This is a genomic window from Vibrio sp. Vb0598 (genome assembly GCF_033338935.1).
Taxonomy (GTDB): domain Bacteria; phylum Pseudomonadota; class Gammaproteobacteria; order Enterobacterales; family Vibrionaceae; genus Vibrio; species Vibrio alginolyticus.
The window spans coordinates 71,879-86,500 of record NZ_JAWOTP010000022.1 but is presented as its reverse complement, the minus strand read 5'-3'; the positions used below and the strand labels follow the sequence as shown (position 1 = coordinate 86,500).

The 14,622-nt window shown below is 45.3% G+C and carries 18 protein-coding genes; 8 read left to right on the top strand and 10 right to left on the bottom strand.

Going from position 1 to position 14,622, the window contains the following annotated elements; genetic code table 11:
* Window positions 1-282: 282 nt before the first annotated feature.
* The 4 genes from R7Q38_RS19175 (at window position 283) to R7Q38_RS19160 (ending at window position 3,894) form a co-directional block, all read left to right on the top strand.
* Window positions 283-729: a type III secretion system chaperone gene (locus R7Q38_RS19175; RefSeq protein WP_033906168.1), complete on the top strand. Its 447-nt coding sequence runs from the start codon at window positions 283-285 to the stop codon at window positions 727-729.
* A gap of 10 nt (window positions 730-739) precedes the next feature.
* Complete coding sequence (gene vopR, locus R7Q38_RS19170) at window positions 740-1,717, top strand: type III secretion system effector VopR (RefSeq protein ID WP_239938703.1); 978 nt, start codon at window positions 740-742, stop codon at window positions 1,715-1,717.
* A 230-nt stretch (window positions 1,718-1,947) separates the two neighbouring features.
* Complete coding sequence (locus tag R7Q38_RS19165) at window positions 1,948-2,406, top strand: CesT family type III secretion system chaperone (RefSeq protein ID WP_239938701.1); 459 nt, start codon at window positions 1,948-1,950, stop codon at window positions 2,404-2,406.
* Window positions 2,407-2,415: 9 nt separating this feature from the next.
* Window positions 2,416-3,894 carry a hypothetical protein gene (locus R7Q38_RS19160; RefSeq protein ID WP_053304391.1) on the top strand — a complete coding sequence of 493 codons (1,479 nt, stop codon included), beginning with the start codon at window positions 2,416-2,418 and terminating at the stop codon, window positions 3,892-3,894.
* Between the two features lie 89 nt (window positions 3,895-3,983).
* Here R7Q38_RS19160 and R7Q38_RS19155 read toward each other — a convergent pair whose 3' ends face one another.
* From R7Q38_RS19155 to vscN, 10 genes are all read right to left on the bottom strand, one after another.
* A complete protein-coding gene (locus tag R7Q38_RS19155; protein ID WP_372587967.1) occupies window positions 3,984-4,886 on the bottom strand; it encodes a DMT family transporter in 903 nt (300 codons plus the stop codon).
* A 106-nt stretch (window positions 4,887-4,992) separates the two neighbouring features.
* Window positions 4,993-5,703: a helix-turn-helix domain-containing protein gene (locus R7Q38_RS19150; RefSeq protein WP_239938700.1), complete on the bottom strand. Its 711-nt coding sequence runs from the start codon at window positions 5,701-5,703 to the stop codon at window positions 4,993-4,995.
* A gap of 102 nt (window positions 5,704-5,805) precedes the next feature.
* Window positions 5,806-6,855 (bottom strand): SctU family type III secretion system export apparatus subunit VscU, encoded by a 1,050-nt coding sequence (gene vscU, locus R7Q38_RS19145; RefSeq protein ID WP_005387129.1) that lies wholly within the window; start codon window positions 6,853-6,855, stop codon window positions 5,806-5,808.
* A gap of 15 nt (window positions 6,856-6,870) precedes the next feature.
* Window positions 6,871-7,656 (bottom strand): type III secretion system export apparatus subunit SctT, encoded by a 786-nt coding sequence (gene sctT / locus R7Q38_RS19140; RefSeq protein ID WP_031778955.1) that lies wholly within the window; start codon window positions 7,654-7,656, stop codon window positions 6,871-6,873.
* Window positions 7,653-7,919, bottom strand: coding sequence for a SctS family type III secretion system export apparatus subunit VscS (gene vscS / locus R7Q38_RS19135; RefSeq protein ID WP_005377227.1), 267 nt, complete (start codon window positions 7,917-7,919; stop codon window positions 7,653-7,655). The genes sctT and vscS overlap by 4 nt, the downstream gene beginning before the upstream one ends.
* Before the next feature lie 13 nt (window positions 7,920-7,932).
* Window positions 7,933-8,583, bottom strand: coding sequence for a SctR family type III secretion system export apparatus subunit VscR (gene vscR, locus R7Q38_RS19130; RefSeq protein WP_005377232.1), 651 nt, complete (start codon window positions 8,581-8,583; stop codon window positions 7,933-7,935).
* Window positions 8,580-9,548, bottom strand: a complete 969-nt coding sequence (gene vscQ / locus R7Q38_RS19125) for a type III secretion system cytoplasmic ring protein SctQ (protein WP_206949668.1) — start codon at window positions 9,546-9,548, stop codon at window positions 8,580-8,582. The genes vscR and vscQ overlap by 4 nt, the downstream gene beginning before the upstream one ends.
* Window positions 9,545-10,750, bottom strand: coding sequence for a type III secretion system needle length determinant (locus R7Q38_RS19120; protein WP_206949669.1), 1,206 nt, complete (start codon window positions 10,748-10,750; stop codon window positions 9,545-9,547). Before R7Q38_RS19120 ends, vscQ begins: the two co-directional genes overlap by 4 nt.
* 9 nt (window positions 10,751-10,759) lie before the next feature.
* Window positions 10,760-11,221 (bottom strand): type III secretion protein, encoded by a 462-nt coding sequence (locus R7Q38_RS19115; RefSeq protein WP_025768127.1) that lies wholly within the window; start codon window positions 11,219-11,221, stop codon window positions 10,760-10,762.
* On the bottom strand, window positions 11,218-12,540 hold the full coding sequence (gene vscN, locus R7Q38_RS19110; RefSeq protein WP_017821332.1) for a SctN family type III secretion system ATPase VscN: 1,323 nt from the start codon (window positions 12,538-12,540) through the stop codon (window positions 11,218-11,220). Before vscN ends, R7Q38_RS19115 begins: the two co-directional genes overlap by 4 nt.
* Window positions 12,541-12,725: 185 nt before the next feature.
* On the opposite strand from vscN, the gene sctW reads away from it, so the two are divergent.
* Genes sctW through vscX form a run of 4 tightly spaced genes read left to right on the top strand, consistent with a single transcriptional unit; the run spans window position 12,726 to window position 14,619 of the window.
* Window positions 12,726-13,619: a type III secretion system gatekeeper subunit SctW gene (sctW, locus tag R7Q38_RS19105; RefSeq protein WP_239938698.1), complete on the top strand. Its 894-nt coding sequence runs from the start codon at window positions 12,726-12,728 to the stop codon at window positions 13,617-13,619.
* A complete protein-coding gene (locus tag R7Q38_RS19100; protein ID WP_005377239.1) occupies window positions 13,600-13,884 on the top strand; it encodes a TyeA family type III secretion system gatekeeper subunit in 285 nt (94 codons plus the stop codon). Before sctW ends, R7Q38_RS19100 begins: the two co-directional genes overlap by 20 nt.
* Entirely contained in the window at window positions 13,871-14,245 is a 375-nt protein-coding gene (sycN, locus tag R7Q38_RS19095) for a type III secretion chaperone SycN (protein ID WP_005388159.1), read from the top strand. Before R7Q38_RS19100 ends, sycN begins: the two co-directional genes overlap by 14 nt.
* Entirely contained in the window at window positions 14,242-14,619 is a 378-nt protein-coding gene (gene vscX, locus R7Q38_RS19090; protein WP_064368455.1) for a type III secretion system protein VscX, read from the top strand. Before sycN ends, vscX begins: the two co-directional genes overlap by 4 nt.
* Window positions 14,620-14,622 lie beyond the last annotated feature (3 nt).

Here is a 14,622-nt window from a genome sequence, read left to right as displayed (position 1 = left end):
TGGCGCTGGACTAAACAAAGGCCCCCTTTTAGGGGGCTCACACAAAGCCACCTTCTTTAGAAGGTGGTAATTTACTTTCCAGCTTAACCTTAATTTTTCTTCTCAATAAAACGGCTAATAGCAATAAAAATGAGACGTTGAAATAAAGTGTCGGTTTCTATCTCGCCATAAAATCTCTTTTATCCTTATTCGCTTATTTAAATGAGCCGTTATACCCAAGTGGCTTCGCTGAAATAAATATATCGATGTCACTTAGTTATAATAAATTAGACAGGACACAACATGGATACAGGAAAGATTAATATGCTTCTCTCTGAGCTAGGAGAAGTGCTGAACCTTGAGCGCGTGACAGCGTATGACGATCAAATGTGGTCACTGCATTTTGCTGAAAACAACAGTGTCGATGTTCTGCTCGTAGAGGAAAAAGGCGAGTTATTGATTTCCAAAAACCTGCTTATAGAACAAGATGATATTACGCTAGATAAACTTCAAGTTTTACTTGAATACAACTTTTTGTATCGAGAAACAGGTGGTGTGCAGTTTTGTGTGAATCCAACACGCAAAGACGTTGTTCTTCAAGTTGCTATCGCGGCTGGAAGTGAACTCACCAACATTGCTAACTTAATCATTCAGTTGAATGAATTAGTTGATACTTGGGGACAGTTATTTCAAAACAACACGGTTGTAGATTTTAGCCAAACAGACGTACACGCATTTATTCAAGTTTAAGGCATCACACATGGTCAATATTAATACATCGCACATGCACTCGTTGAGTCAGTTAACGTCACATTTGGCGACACAAAATCAGGCTGACGACAAAGAGGTTCGAGCACACAACGGCAAAGATATTTTTGTTAAAGAGGGTGCACCAAAAAATAAAAGTATCAGCGCGCGTATTAGCCACCAGAATAAAGCGAAAGATATTGTAGTGAACCTGCTTACTAAGCAGGGTATTCCTAAAGATGTTGCGAAGCTCATGCTGAAAAATGTGTTGAACGGTGAAAACAAGTTAACGCTTGGGAGCCTGAAAAATCTTGAGAGATTGTCGTCTGGCCCTAGCTCAAATTGGCCAACGGCACAAACGGCAGCCTCTTCTTCCAAAACCAATAAAGCCTCATCGAGTATCGCGCTTATCAACGAACATAAAGCCAACCTTCAAAAGCTTGGTGATTTTGCCTGTACGGACTTAAATACGTTCGGTGTTAAGGGGTCACAGTTTTATGAAACAAAAGGAAAGCCACGACTAAAAGAGCTTCACGCGGATCAAGCGCGAATCATGCAAGATCACAGAGCGACGATGTCCGCAAACGGAGTTCAAGCTGCAGCACAAAGAGGAACCGCACCGCAATTAAGCACTCTACAGAACATTGCTAAGGCAGTACAAACCGCGAAAGCCGGCTGCTGTACTACATTTGCCTTTGCTGCCGCCGCTGAGATGATTCAAGGCATGTCAGGAACACCTGAAAGTGAACCCAAAGTAGAAGTGGTTGCGTTTAAAAAGGGTCATTCAGGTACACACCTTTATGTACTGGTTGGTCGACAAGAGGGGAGCGACATAAAAGATCCATCAACGTGGAGTAAGGATGTGAAAATTGTTGACCCGTGGGCGACATCTGCATTCGGTGCACCAATGTTTGGAGATGCACAACGACCACCTGTTTCGAATATGTTCCCGCCAACAGAAGTCATTTTTGATAGCCATAAACTGGGTTAGTCAATCTGCAAAAGAAGTGAGCAAATACACCATGCTAAGCATCTAACCTTCATTGAAAGAGCAGCCCTGAGCTGCTCTTTTTTATTACTCTGGAAACTCGTTTTTAGAGCGAGATTTCTGCGGAAAACCTCACAATGCAGGCGAAAAAGTGACAAAAATAAAGCCATTACCGACATCGTTCAACCTGCAATCGTTGTTCAATAGAGTTATTGAAACAAAAGGAAAAAGTTATGAAGACGATTCAACAACTGCTCTTGGAGTTTTGCCAACTCAATGAGTTGCCCGAACTGAACTTTGAAGAAAATGAACGTTGTCAGCTACTGGTCGATGATCGCTACATGTTGTATTTCATCGCGACAGATACGGATGATTTGATGTTGTCTGTAACGTTCGGAAGGTTAGAAAAATCCGGTGAACAACGACTAAAAGGTTTAGAGCTTCTTGCTCATGCTAACTATCAAGGAATTGGTAGTGGCAGCCTCGCACTTGCTTTGGCTCCAAACGGTCGACAGCTTGTCTTAGCAGGACGTAAACCCGTTGAGCATCTAAATACGACGAACCTTACCGCTTGGTTTCACGAAGTTATTGAACAGACCGAGCTGTGGCAAGCGCGTTTCGCAATGTTGGATCAAGCGATTCCAACCACCTCTAATCATGAACAAGCTCATGTTCAATCACTTCGTGTGTAGGAGAGAAAAATGGTTAATACAACACAAAAAATCAGCCAAAGCCCAGTACCTGATCTAGAGCAGTTTCGTGCAGTTGCTGCGCAAAAAGATGACCGAGTGATCAGTAAAAGAGGTGAAGTAAAAGAACCTTCCACATTCCACAAAGGTCATAAGTTTGCTTCTATTCACGAAGGCGTATTGAGAAGCAAATACACTAAGTTTTTCCAAGAAAACATCAAAACTCACCTTGATTTAAAGCAGGCGCTACTTAAGCAAGAAAAACCTGAGGTTGCGCTGTTGGCTTACTCCCTAGTGAGTCCTTCAGGCTATCGCGGTGAGCCACTTACTGAGCGTAAAATCTTAGAAGTTGTCAGCCTATTGGATGAAATAAAAGTGAGCAGCGATACGTACCAGCAGCTTAAAAATACGTTTGATGCGATCAGCAAAGATCCGCGTATGCAGGTGAGTTTAGAAGCCCAGTATCCAGGAAAAATGGATGGCTTCGCTGCTGAACTGTTACAGATGGGCAAAGAAAAGCTAAAAGGTTCTGGTGTGAACGCCGTTATTAACTTGGCATTACCTGGCGTTGGCTTATTGATTTCTACAGGTCGAGAGCTGCACAAAGCGGCCGTAAATGGTGATGCTGAGGCTTACCATCATCAGTTAGAACAAATTTCACAGCTGCCAGGGCGAGATCAACGTCTTTCTATGCCGATGCAGCAAACCTTGGCTCAAGGTCATGCGATACTGTCGGCTGAAGGTGGCATTGGAGCTACGTTAGGTATGGCGACGGGGAGCCTGGGCACGTTCGGTGTTAGCTCTGTAGCAACGGTGGGCGTCACACCGATAGCAAAAGAGGCAATCGGTTCTGCGGCAACGACTGCTATCATGAGCGGCGGTGGCTTTGTGGCGAACCAAGCTGGGGCATACGGGTTAAATACGGAAGTAAAAGAGCAACTTATGCAAGGCGAAATGTCTGGTGTTTTACCTAGACTTGAAGTTTCCAATGCAAAAGGAGACTTTACCTTCAGTATGCAAGATCCGGCTTCTGTCCGCGCATTAATGGCGTACCTTGGCCCTAAGGAGGATACTGCAATGACTTCTCCTCAAGCGCCTAAAGAGGCACAAGAGATGGAAGCCGCTCGATTAACACTGAAAAAGATGTTGGGTTCAGAACCAAGTGAGCACTTGGTCCCTGACGTAGACTCTATCTTGAAGCTAAGCCCAGAGGATGCACCAAGTAAAACCGAGTCTATTGCTAACGGGGCATTTAAAAAACTGTTAGGAGAAGATTGGGATTGGCTCATGCCAGCTGTTCGAGCGATTGATAAAGGGGAAGCAAGTAAAATCAACGAAAAGCTCACCTACAAGCTCCCCCTAGATGCAGCAAACGGACGGGTTTATCTTGATAAATGCCCAAACCTGAGTGACGTCCAATTAGATGCGCTAGAAAAACTAGGCTCACCAAGTCAATTGCGATTGATGTACTTGGCAGAAGGCTGGGTGTAATTTCAAATGGTAAAGTAGGGAGTAGGTGCTGCTCCTTACTTTATCTACCGTCAGCGTTACTTTTTGGGGCTGGCTCATCGCCATTGAATTTAATTTTTCGACTGAAGAAACAAACACACAAGTGTCAACGTTATACCAACCCAACCAATGAGAGAAATTTCTTCCCCAACAATCGCAACTGCTAGTGCTGCTGCGATAACAGGTTCAAATAGCGTGAGTATACTAGCTCCACTGGCTGTAACAAACCGTAGCCCAAACCCAAAAGCGACGTAACCTAACCCCATTGGAATCAAGGCCATGTAGAGCATGACCGTCGTATTAGTTGACGATGCAAATAGATTATCACCCGTGATAAAAAGTGTTGGTAGAAGCAAAACTCCACCAATACCAAAAACACTTCCCATGGCCGTTTGCGATTCAATGCCGTGGTCAATCATAGCCTTTACTCCCCATGAGTAAATGGCGTACGTCAAACCTGCCAATAGGCCAAGTAATACACCCCAATGCTTCATATCCTGATCAAATAAGCTATTTGCGGATGACTCAGAAGCCAGCAACAAGGTAATGCCAATGACCCCGATTGCGAAACTCATCATCCAGCGCTTGGTTATGGTCTGATTTCGGCTAAAGAGACACTCTAACAAAGCAGAAAAGAAAGGAGCAGTGGAGATAGAAATAACCGTACCAATAGCCACACCAGCGAATCGCATTGATGAATAAAAAGCCAGTGGGTAGGTGGCTAAGGCGATAATACTAACCAGTAACGTTTTCTTCTTATGTACGACTTTTCGAAAATCTCTCTTCAGTGACTTCGCAGACAGACATGCTTGCATAAATCCACCAATACCCATAGAAAATGCGCCAATGGCGAGAGCACTGACATCCGGTGCCAAGCTGGCAGCGGTGCCCGTCGTTCCCCACAGGGTTGAAGCAAAAAGTATGGATAAAGTTCCTAATTGATAGTCGGTGAAATGTTTTTTTAACACTGTAATTTCTACCTAGTGAATGGCTGTTTTAGGGTAGAAAGAATAAAAGAAAGCGATAGAGATTTTTGTGCTGAAAAGACGGAATACTTGTTCCAGAAGACTATTTTAGTGACTATCGGGAAAACTCTCTAGGAGACATACCAAAATGCATTGAAAACCGTCGACTAAACGCGGAAAGGTCACTATAGCCAACTCGTTCAGCTATCAACTGAACTGGAAGGTCTGTATGAGTCAGTAGTGCTTTGGCTTTTTCCATACGTTGTAGTGTAATGTACTTATGGACGCTCACTTTTAGCTGCTCTTTAAAAAGCTTTTTAAACTGCGTCGGACTCAAGCAAGCGGCATTCGCTAATGAGGCAATGGTGAGTGGCTGATCAAGCTGCTCGGCGATCAAAACCTGTACATCTCGAATACGCGAATCTACGGAGCGAGACCGCTTTTGTTGCTCCAGCAACAGGTAGAAGGTTGCAACCATTGAGTTTTCAATTTCATCATTAACCTGATACTCAAGTTGCTTTTCGACAAACTGGATAAAGCTCAGTAGAGGCGGGCTAATCGAAAACACAGCCACACTACTATCCATCAAATGAGTGGGCAAAGTGGTCATATCCGCAACAATAAAGCGTGATGACTCTTCGGCATTAAAACCGTGAGCACAACTTTTGGGGATGACTATGCAGTCGCCAACCGCCACCTTTCCGACATAACTATCCATATCAATCTGTATGTTGCCCTGGAGAGGAAGCACGAGTTGATGATAATCACTATGAGTATGTCGGCTCATACGTTTCGTGTAGGAGCGAATGCTTAAGCTAGATTTCATAAAAACAACATACAGTTAAAGGATACCGCATTATAGCGTGGAAAGTATCGAGGTTGAAAGCTGGTCAGTTGTAAGCCCAGATCTTGAGTGGGATGTGGTTTGTTAGTCCGCCTCGGATTCTAACGAGGCCAACCAACGAAGTACTTCGGCGGTTGCTTCAATAAGATCACTTGGGATGTACTGGTCGACGTTGCCGTCCGCGTATAGTGCACGAGCAAGAGGGACTTTTTGCATCACAGGCACACCTTCCTCTTTGGCGATTGCGACCATACGTTTGGCTACCGCATCGGTTTCCATCAAAGTGATGACGGGCAGGGGCGTTTCGCCTTTCTTGTAATAAAGGCCAACCGCGATATGTGTTGGGTTTGTAACTAATACATTAGAACGTTTAACGTTTTCGCGTTGATTGGAGGCTTGTAGCTCTTGGTGCAACTGACGACGTTTGCTTTTTATTTCTGGACTGCCTTCCATCTCTTTGTATTCGCGTTTCACTTCGTCCTTGCTCATTTTGAGCTTTTTCGTGTGATCAAATTTCTGGTACGCAAAATCTGCGGCAGCGATGACGATGAAGCCTACCGAAGAGATAATCATTAATTGTTTAATCATGACGCCAGTAATGGTCGGGACACATTCTAGCCCACAAGTTGGAATTTGCATTAAAGCGTTGATGTTACCGCGTAATGTCACCCAGATAATGCAGGAAAGAAGAGAGACTTTAAGGATCGACTTGATAAACTCAATCACACTCTTGAGGGAAAAAATGCGTTTGGCCCCTTCGACGGGATTGATCTTTTTGATGTCGGGTTTAACGGACTCACCACTAAATAGGAATCCGAACTGCCCCATATTGGAAAAGATGGCGACGAGTGCAGCAACCAGAATAATCGGAGCGAGTAGATAGGCAATTTCTTTTGCGATGGCGATAGCGACATCGACTAGCGCATCTTGGAAACCCTGATAAGCAAGCTTACTTGGTAGGAGAATAAGCGCTGAGATGTGCGACATGTAATAATCGGCGAACGCAAACAGTACAATTATGAGCGCCAAAATTAATGCAGACGATACGATTTCTTGGCTTTTGGCAACCTGACCTTTCTGTCGAGCATCGCGTAACTTTTTTGCGGTGGGTTGCTCTGTTTTTTCTGCACTCATAAAGAATCCTAAGCGTTATTGCCAAATGGTATTGAGTTGTTCTGCGAATCGGGTAATGCCGTAAAACTGTACTTCAAAGTGATCCATCATTATTCCGAGATACACGATCAGTAAAACACTCGCGATGGCACTTTTTATTGGCATGGCAAGGAAAAAAACATTCAATTGCGGTGCAAAACGACTGATAAGCGCCAGACCAAACTCAGCAAGAAACATTGCCAACACTAGTGGAGCGGACATCAACACACCAAGCCACATAAGCTGTTCAAATTGCGCGTAGAAGAAGCTCACCCATGCGTCGCTAACGGTTGGGAAAAAGTCCACGATCGGCCAAGATGTATAGCTTTTGAATAACGCATAGATAAAAGTGACAAAGCCCCCGCCAGAGAAGAACAGGGTAATCAACGTTTGGGTCAGTAATACCGCTGTTGGTGTGGATTGTGAGCCTAGCGTTGGGTTAAACATACTCGCCATGGCAGCCCCACGTTGGTTGTCGACCAGAAAGCCGGCCGCTTCTATCGCCCAAAAGGGGATAGCAGCAACAAACCCTATCAATAGCCCAATTAATACCTCCTTACCCAAAATCATTATCAGCCAAATGCCGTCGGTTTCTGCGGGCAAGCTTTGCTGATTAATCATCGGAAATATAAACAGTGCGAGTGAGCAAAGCACACCATTTCTCACCATGGTGCCGCCTAACATTTGCTTGCTCAAAATAGGCAAAAAGATGAAGCATGCCATTAACCTAGGTAACGTCAGGCTGTACAAAAATAAAGCCTGGTGTAAGTCGTGATAACTCATCGTATTTGAGGAATTTTATCCATAGCAAGCGAGGCGAAGGCGTGGAGCTCTGCCCCTAGCCATTGCGTTGTGACGAACAGCGTAATAATGACCGCGATAAGCTTGACCACAAAGCCTAACGTTTGTTCTTGGACCTGAGTTAACGCCTGAATAAGCGACACCAATGTACCAACCAATGCTGCGACTAAAATCGGCGGTAATGACAAGTACAACACTAGGGTTAATGCTTGAGTCGTGAAATGAATGATTTCAGCAGAATGCATACTTTCTCCGTGATTAACCGTAACTCAACACTAAGCCGTGGGTGAGCTTTGTCCAGCCGTCAAGCAAGACAAAAAGCAACAATTTGAAGGGGAGGGAAATCGTCATTGGCGATACCATCATCATCCCCATCGCGAGTAGGATATTCGACACAATTAGGTCAATAGCGATGAACGGTAAGTACAACAGAAAGCCAATTTCAAAAGCGCGAGTAAGCTCGCTGACGGTAAATGCGGGCAGTAAGAGCAATAAGCTGTCCGACTCTAAACGGTCTACGTACTTCTGTGGCCACAATGTGCGTGCAGCATCAGTGAAGAATATGGCTTCGGTTTCCCGAATATGCTTTTTCAAAAATTCTCGATAAGGCTGTAAACCGCTTTCAATGAGGCCTTCTACACTTGCAGAATCTTCAAGGGAGATATCATGCTGCTTTACGTAGTCGTAGGTTTCAAACCCGACGGGAGCCATGATGAAAATTGACAGAATGATAGCCAATCCGTAAAGCGCCATATTCGGCGGAATTTGCTGTACACCGAGAGCGTTACGCAACAGTGAGAATACAACGGCGAGTTTCACAAACGACGTCGCCATCATGGCGATAAATGGGATCAGTGCCAGCAGTGCTAAGCTGACAATGAGATTGAGCTCGTCGGGTAACTGGATCATGCTGGCTCCTGCGTGCCACCGAACAGCTCCAGTACGCGCACACCTAAATGTTCGTTAACATTAACCAGTTCACACTCACCAATGATTTTGCCGTTGGCACGCAATGTTACCGGCTTAGATACAGGCTGGTTTAGCTCGAATACGTACCCTGGCTGAAGCTGGTTAAGCTGCTCTAGCGTGATGGTTTGATGGCCGATATCAAACGTGAGTTCCACAGGCAGTTGCTGGTGGTCGGTTAACATTTCTGAAGTGTTTACGTCATTCATATTGGTTTCTTTTTCCATAATGTGAAGAGTTTGGTCATCCAGTTGGCAGCGCCAGAGATTCTGGTTAGATACTTGAAAAATGGCTTGTTGCTTGGCGATGTAACCATCGTCAAAAAAGATGACATCTCCCAGCTCGAGCGAATTAAATTCGCTTAACGTCAAATGGGTCCTTCCAAGACTTAACCACACAGGTAAAGCGAGGTGTCGAGCTTGTAGAGCAGCGCTGTTTGGTAGCGCATCCAACAACACGTTTGATCCTTCGCTAACCCACAAACAAAGAGAGCCGTTAGGCTTATTGAGGGTTAACATTAAAGCATGCTCTTGGGCCTGGCTCGCCTCTAACGGCTGTAGTTGACTAAGAATGGGTAACTGACCAAATAGCGCTTTGATTGCCTCACTATGCGGTTCTATCTGTGAGCTCAAAAGTGCTAACTGGAGGGAGTTAGGCAGGGACTCAAACGCAGTAGCATTTAAGGTCGATTTCAGCCAATGTTGGAGCTGCGCACGAGAAAAGTCTACTTGTAGGGTTTGCCCTCCAATCAACGTGGTTAAACGGAACCCTTCAAATGAAGGGATTTGAGCAACAGTAATCGATACGCTCTGACCATCAGTCCCTTGGAAGTGGCACTGTTTTGCACAAAGTTGATTGCTGAGCGCGATACTTTCTGCATCCACTTTGGGGATTATTAACGGCGTCATAGGTCATTCTCCGCTTGCCATTCTTCATACACGCTGCGTTGTTGGCGTGAGTGTTGTTGTTCATGTTGTTGTTGATCGAGCTGTTGAGTTTGTTCGCTGATCGCTAAGCGAAGTGGCTGCTCACCACCGAATCGGTTTAGCCGTTCAGCAAGATCTTGTCTAGCTTGCTGGCTAATAATGGTAAGGGCATGCTCTTGTCGAATCGTCACGCTATACCCTTGAGCGTCCAACTTGATGTGGATTTCACCACCTTTTAATTGTCCTTCACTTAGAAACAGCCGAACCTCTTTGTTGTCCGATGCGGTTGGCAGAGCAACATAGATTTTGTCCACCAATTGCTGGAGTAATTGGTTTACGTCTCGCGTTGGGCTTGGTTGAGCCTGCGAAGCAACACTTTTTAGGATGACATCGCCTTGTGTTACCGCACTTGCAAAGGGCTGAGAAGGGACTTTTTCTTCATCCGTTTTAACGGCGACTAGTGCGCTTTTCGTCACGATTTTTTCAAGAGGCTTGGTTTCAGGCAGGCCACCAGTTTGGTCTGGTCGTTTGCCTGTATTCTGTAGCGGCGGAGTTGCACGCTTATTGTGCGCTGTTTCAGTTTGCTTTTTCGTTAAGCCAACAATGTTAATCCCATCTTGAGCGAGCTCTATCGCTGTCGCACTTTGGGGGAGCAAGCCAGATTCAAGCGTAGAGAGACAATCCGGCGAGGTATGTTTATCCATCGGCGTCGGTTTATCATCTTTCAAATGAGCTTGAAAGTGAGGATCAACACGCTCGGTAGAAGGGGAGCTTAGAACTGTGTCGCCATCGCTTTTTCCATCATGTTTAAGCAATTTATTGTTTTCGCTAATTATTTCTTCGCTATTTTCTGCGTCGTCTTGCGATTTCTCTATATCTCTCTTAGTGACGACGTCACTTTGACCTTTTAAAGTGGAGATGTTTTTGTCAGCGTTGGCTTCTTGGTTCGATGAGTTAGGTTTCTTATCTAGACCTTGAGATGTCTCATGCCTTAGCGGTATGTCTTCTTCGCCAGTATGATTTTTTGGGGGATTCCCAACGATAGACTCCTTTCCCTTGCTAGGCTTCTTCGTCATTGCATGCTCGAATTGTGATTGAAGCTCGGCCTCCTTCTCGAGAGGCACTTGTTCTGGCGTTGATTTGTGCAGCGTATTCGATGTTTCAGTTGTTGGGGTAATGCGCATAGTGAACCTTTAGATAATGTCGACAGTGCGAAACTCTTCCTGTTCGAGTTCTTCTTTGTATTGCCTTTCTCGCGATTTTTCCGCGACTTCTTGTTGCTGCAACTGAACGAATTTTTCTTTGGTTTTATGGGCTTGTCGCGCCTCTTTTTGCTTTTCTTTAAGTGCCGAGCGTTCGATTTCAAGCGCTTTTTTTGACTCGGCCACACGTTGTTTAAGTTCGGCTTCTCTCTCTCTTAACAACGCGATTTCTTGTCTTAATGTTTCTAGCTCTTTGAGAACGAGTGTTTGTTGTTTTGCTTTAGCAAAACGTCGCTCTTCTTCTTCCTGGCGCCAAACGTGATAGTCCGCGACAGAACGTTCGGCCTTTTGAACCTGTGCTGCGGCGTTTGACACTCGGTATTCTTGACGCTTGACGGCTTTATCCGCACGTTCAGCGCGAATTTTTTTGATTTCTAATAAGCGTTCTATCATTGTTTCGCCATCCCTTTAAGTTGAGCGATAGCGCCATCAAGATCGCTTGGTTCATGAGTGCCTTGGCGTAAAAAGGCGCGTATATCATCACTTTGTGCAATGGCCAAATCCGCTCGACTATCTGCGCCATGTTGGTATTCGCCAATTTTGATTAGCAGCTCAACTTCTTCATACTTAGCTAACATTTCGCGAATATGAGCAGCAGACGCCTGATGATCGGGTTCAACGATTTGATTCATCACTCGGCTTGCTGACCGAAGTACATCAATCGCAGGGTAATGGTTCATTGCGGCAAGTTTACGCGAGAGAATGATGTGCCCATCTAAAATGGAGCGAGTTTCATCCGCGACAGGCTCTGTCATGTCGTCACCTTCCACCAACACGGTGTACAGTGCTGTAATTGATCCTTTGTCTGATTGTCCAGCTCGTTCCATCAGCTTTGGCAAAGCGGCAAAAACGGAAGGCGGATAGCCACGTCGTGTTGGTGGCTCGCCTGCGGCTAGTCCAATCTCCCTCTGTGCGCGGGCGAAACGCGTTACAGAATCCATCAGCAGTAGCACGCGTTTACCTTGGTCACGAAAATATTCTGCGATAGAAGTTGCAACAAAAGCGGCTTTGGCGCGCTCCATTGCTGGGCGATCAGAGGTAGCGACCACTAAAACCGATTTGGCCATTCCTTCTTCGCCTAGGTCATGCTCAATAAACTCGCGTACTTCGCGTCCGCGTTCACCAATTAAGGCGAGAACGGTCACGTCAACTTCTGCGGAGCGAATCAGTTTTGCCAGTAGGGTACTTTTACCCCCACCAGCCGCTGCAAAAATACCCATGCGCTGACCTTCACCACAGGTCAGTAGCCCATCAATGGATCGAACGCCAAGAGAGATTGGCTTTTCAATTAGTTTACGTTGCATTGGTGGTGGCGCATCGCGATAAACAGGATACCAAGCACTTGGTTCCTGACTCTGCGTACCATCGAAAGGGCGCCCAAGCCCGTCAAGCGTTGTACCTAACAGGTGGTCGCCAACACCCACTTCGTGCATTTTACCCATTGGGCTTACTTCTGTATTTGAGGAAATCCCAAACATATTTCCTAACGGAGTGAGCAAAGCGTGATGCTGCTGGAAGCCAACCACTTCCGCTAACAAAGACAGAGTTTGATCGGGATTACGCAACTCACACAGTTCACCTACACGAACGCCAGGGACGACAGCTTTAATAATGGTGCCGGTGACTTGTGTAACGCGCCCGCGAATTTGGATCAAACGCGTGTGTTTAATCGCAGATTGTTGGATATCAGTGATGTATGAGAAATCGTTCAAGGTAAAAATATGCGCAATGATTGATGCTGAGAGGATAGAAAGTATAAGAATCAATTTATAGTGAATATCAGTCGGGAGTTTTTAGAAAACTGAAAGCGCACTAAAAAAACACGTCTGATTTTGACAGCTTCAAAAAAGCGCACTTCCTATAATTCGCCTGTATTGTGCGGAAGGAGTGCAAGTGAATGAGTATTATCAACAATCATATCGCAACAAATCCAAAGTTTGATGCGTCTATCCAAAACGGGTTGGAATCGTCTCGCCCCGACGTTTCACAAAAAGGCAATTATCGCGGTGAAACCGTCAGTGTTCACAATGCCACACAATCACTTTTTGATGCGATGGAAGAACTCACTTCACTCGGTTCCGAAAAAGCAGAGAAAGATCTGACCAAGCGCAAAGTGAAAGACAGTGGTGTTCGAGTTAATGAAGCACATGAACTCGTTTCGGACTATTTAAGAAAAGTCCCTGATCTTGAAAAGAATCAAAAGATCAAAGATTTGGCTACAAAAATGGCGGGAGGAAATATCTCGACCATCGCGCAATTACAAGCCTACTTGAATGGGTTTTCCGAGGAGAAAAGCCATCAATACCTCGCCCTAAAAGCCGTTAAAAAGTTTTTGAGTGCGAGTCCAGAAAGTAAACACCTACTAGCGCTGATTGACCAAGCACTTCTAAGAATCGAGCAAAACCCAGATACATGGTCTCAAATTGATACGGAAATCCGTGTCTCAAATTTTGCTGATGAATACAGCCAAGAGCAAGAGTTTAGCTCTTTGCATCAGCTGCGCGGCTTCTACCGCGATACCGTTCATAGTTATCAAGGGCTCGGCGCGGCTTATCAAGATGTAGTGGCGCGCTTTGGTGAGCAGGAGGTATCGACTGCTGTTGACTTTATGCTGCAAGGCATGAGTGCAGATCTTAGTGTTCAAGGTAGCAGTATCGATTCGGTTAAGTTGCAGTGGTTGATGTCCGATATGCAAAAACTCAAAACTCTAAATACGTTGCAAGATCGTGTGAATCAGCTGTTCCAAATGTTTAAACCGGAAAGGACGAATTATGGCTTATCAAGTTTCTAATTTGATGGCTGATGTGATTGCGTTGGTAGAGCAGCGATGGGTAAGCAGTGATGAGATATGGAAAGTCGCCAACGCAATGGAATTGACGGCGGTAGAACAAAAAATCGATTTTTTTCGAGAGTTCCATAAGTTAGTTCGCGCAATCCCAATTGACGTATTCGCCGATGAAGAACAACGACAGAATTTAATCCAAGCGGTACAAAAGGCGCTAGACGAAGCCATTGATATAGAAGAAGAGGAAGCGTGGGAAGATGAGTTGGATTGATGCATCCGTCGATGAATTTTGCCGAGGAATGGGGCTCGATGCCGTCGATTTCTCATCAGCTGGACGGGTGCAGCTGGATTTTGAGCAAAGTGGTACGCTGCATATTGAGCGACAGGGTGAGCAGTTATTCTTGATGTTGTCTCGAGCGTTATCTTGGCATCAAACCAGTGACATGATTCAAAGTGCACTGTGTTTGTGTCATGCCGATCAAGGCTGGCCTTTCGAAATTAAAACCGGCTTGTTAGATGAGCAAACTCTGGTTTTTTCAGCAAGGCTAAAAGGAGAAGAAGTAACACTTCCGACCTTAGAGCAAGCGTTTACGCTTTTGGCTCGTCTACATAACGATGTGGCAGGCTCATGACTCGAGTTAGCACTTTAAACGTAGGCATAGAAGCCTTCACGCATGTTACTCATAGTGAGGTTAAGGCCGATTTCCCTGAACGGTTTCAATTACTTCCGGATGGACAGGCGGTCGCTACGCATTTAGAGAAGCTCTATGACCTCAGGCCTTCAGACCAATACCTAATCGCGTTAACCAAGCCAAAATTGTTGCACTCAGAATTGTTGCGTCCAGAAAAGTACCGCCAACAGTTCGATGAAACGTTGGCTCAGCTGCAAGTTCTTGCACAGGACTCAGGCTCCGTTTCTTTTATCAAAGCATCCGAAACGCTACAAAGTACACAACTTGATCAGCGTTACCTTACTATGGCGCTCAATCTCCTTATTCAGGTCTAACCA

Excerpts from the sequence above, each read along its gene's own strand:
- sctW (WP_239938698.1), top strand. The coding sequence starts at position 12,726 with ATGAGTATTATCAACAATCATATCGCAACAAATCCAAAGTTTGATGCG.
- R7Q38_RS19160 (WP_053304391.1), top strand. The coding sequence starts at position 2,416 with ATGGTTAATACAACACAAAAAATCAGCCAAAGCCCAGTACCTGATCTA.
- vscR (WP_005377232.1), bottom strand. The coding sequence starts at position 8,583 with ATGATCCAGTTACCCGACGAGCTCAATCTCATTGTCAGCTTAGCACTG.
- R7Q38_RS19120 (WP_206949669.1), bottom strand. The coding sequence starts at position 10,750 with ATGCGCATTACCCCAACAACTGAAACATCGAATACGCTGCACAAATCA.
- R7Q38_RS19175 (WP_033906168.1), top strand. The coding sequence starts at position 283 with ATGGATACAGGAAAGATTAATATGCTTCTCTCTGAGCTAGGAGAAGTG.
- vscX (WP_064368455.1), top strand. The coding sequence starts at position 14,242 with ATGACTCGAGTTAGCACTTTAAACGTAGGCATAGAAGCCTTCACGCAT.
- vscS (WP_005377227.1), bottom strand. The coding sequence starts at position 7,919 with ATGCATTCTGCTGAAATCATTCATTTCACGACTCAAGCATTAACCCTA.
- sctT (WP_031778955.1), bottom strand. The coding sequence starts at position 7,656 with ATGAGTTATCACGACTTACACCAGGCTTTATTTTTGTACAGCCTGACG.
- vscQ (WP_206949668.1), bottom strand. The coding sequence starts at position 9,548 with ATGACGCCGTTAATAATCCCCAAAGTGGATGCAGAAAGTATCGCGCTC.
- R7Q38_RS19150 (WP_239938700.1), bottom strand. The coding sequence starts at position 5,703 with ATGAAATCTAGCTTAAGCATTCGCTCCTACACGAAACGTATGAGCCGA.
- vopR (WP_239938703.1), top strand. The coding sequence starts at position 740 with ATGGTCAATATTAATACATCGCACATGCACTCGTTGAGTCAGTTAACG.
- sycN (WP_005388159.1), top strand. The coding sequence starts at position 13,871 with ATGAGTTGGATTGATGCATCCGTCGATGAATTTTGCCGAGGAATGGGG.
- R7Q38_RS19100 (WP_005377239.1), top strand. The coding sequence starts at position 13,600 with ATGGCTTATCAAGTTTCTAATTTGATGGCTGATGTGATTGCGTTGGTA.
- R7Q38_RS19165 (WP_239938701.1), top strand. The coding sequence starts at position 1,948 with ATGAAGACGATTCAACAACTGCTCTTGGAGTTTTGCCAACTCAATGAG.
- vscU (WP_005387129.1), bottom strand. The coding sequence starts at position 6,855 with ATGAGTGCAGAAAAAACAGAGCAACCCACCGCAAAAAAGTTACGCGAT.
- R7Q38_RS19115 (WP_025768127.1), bottom strand. The coding sequence starts at position 11,221 with ATGATAGAACGCTTATTAGAAATCAAAAAAATTCGCGCTGAACGTGCG.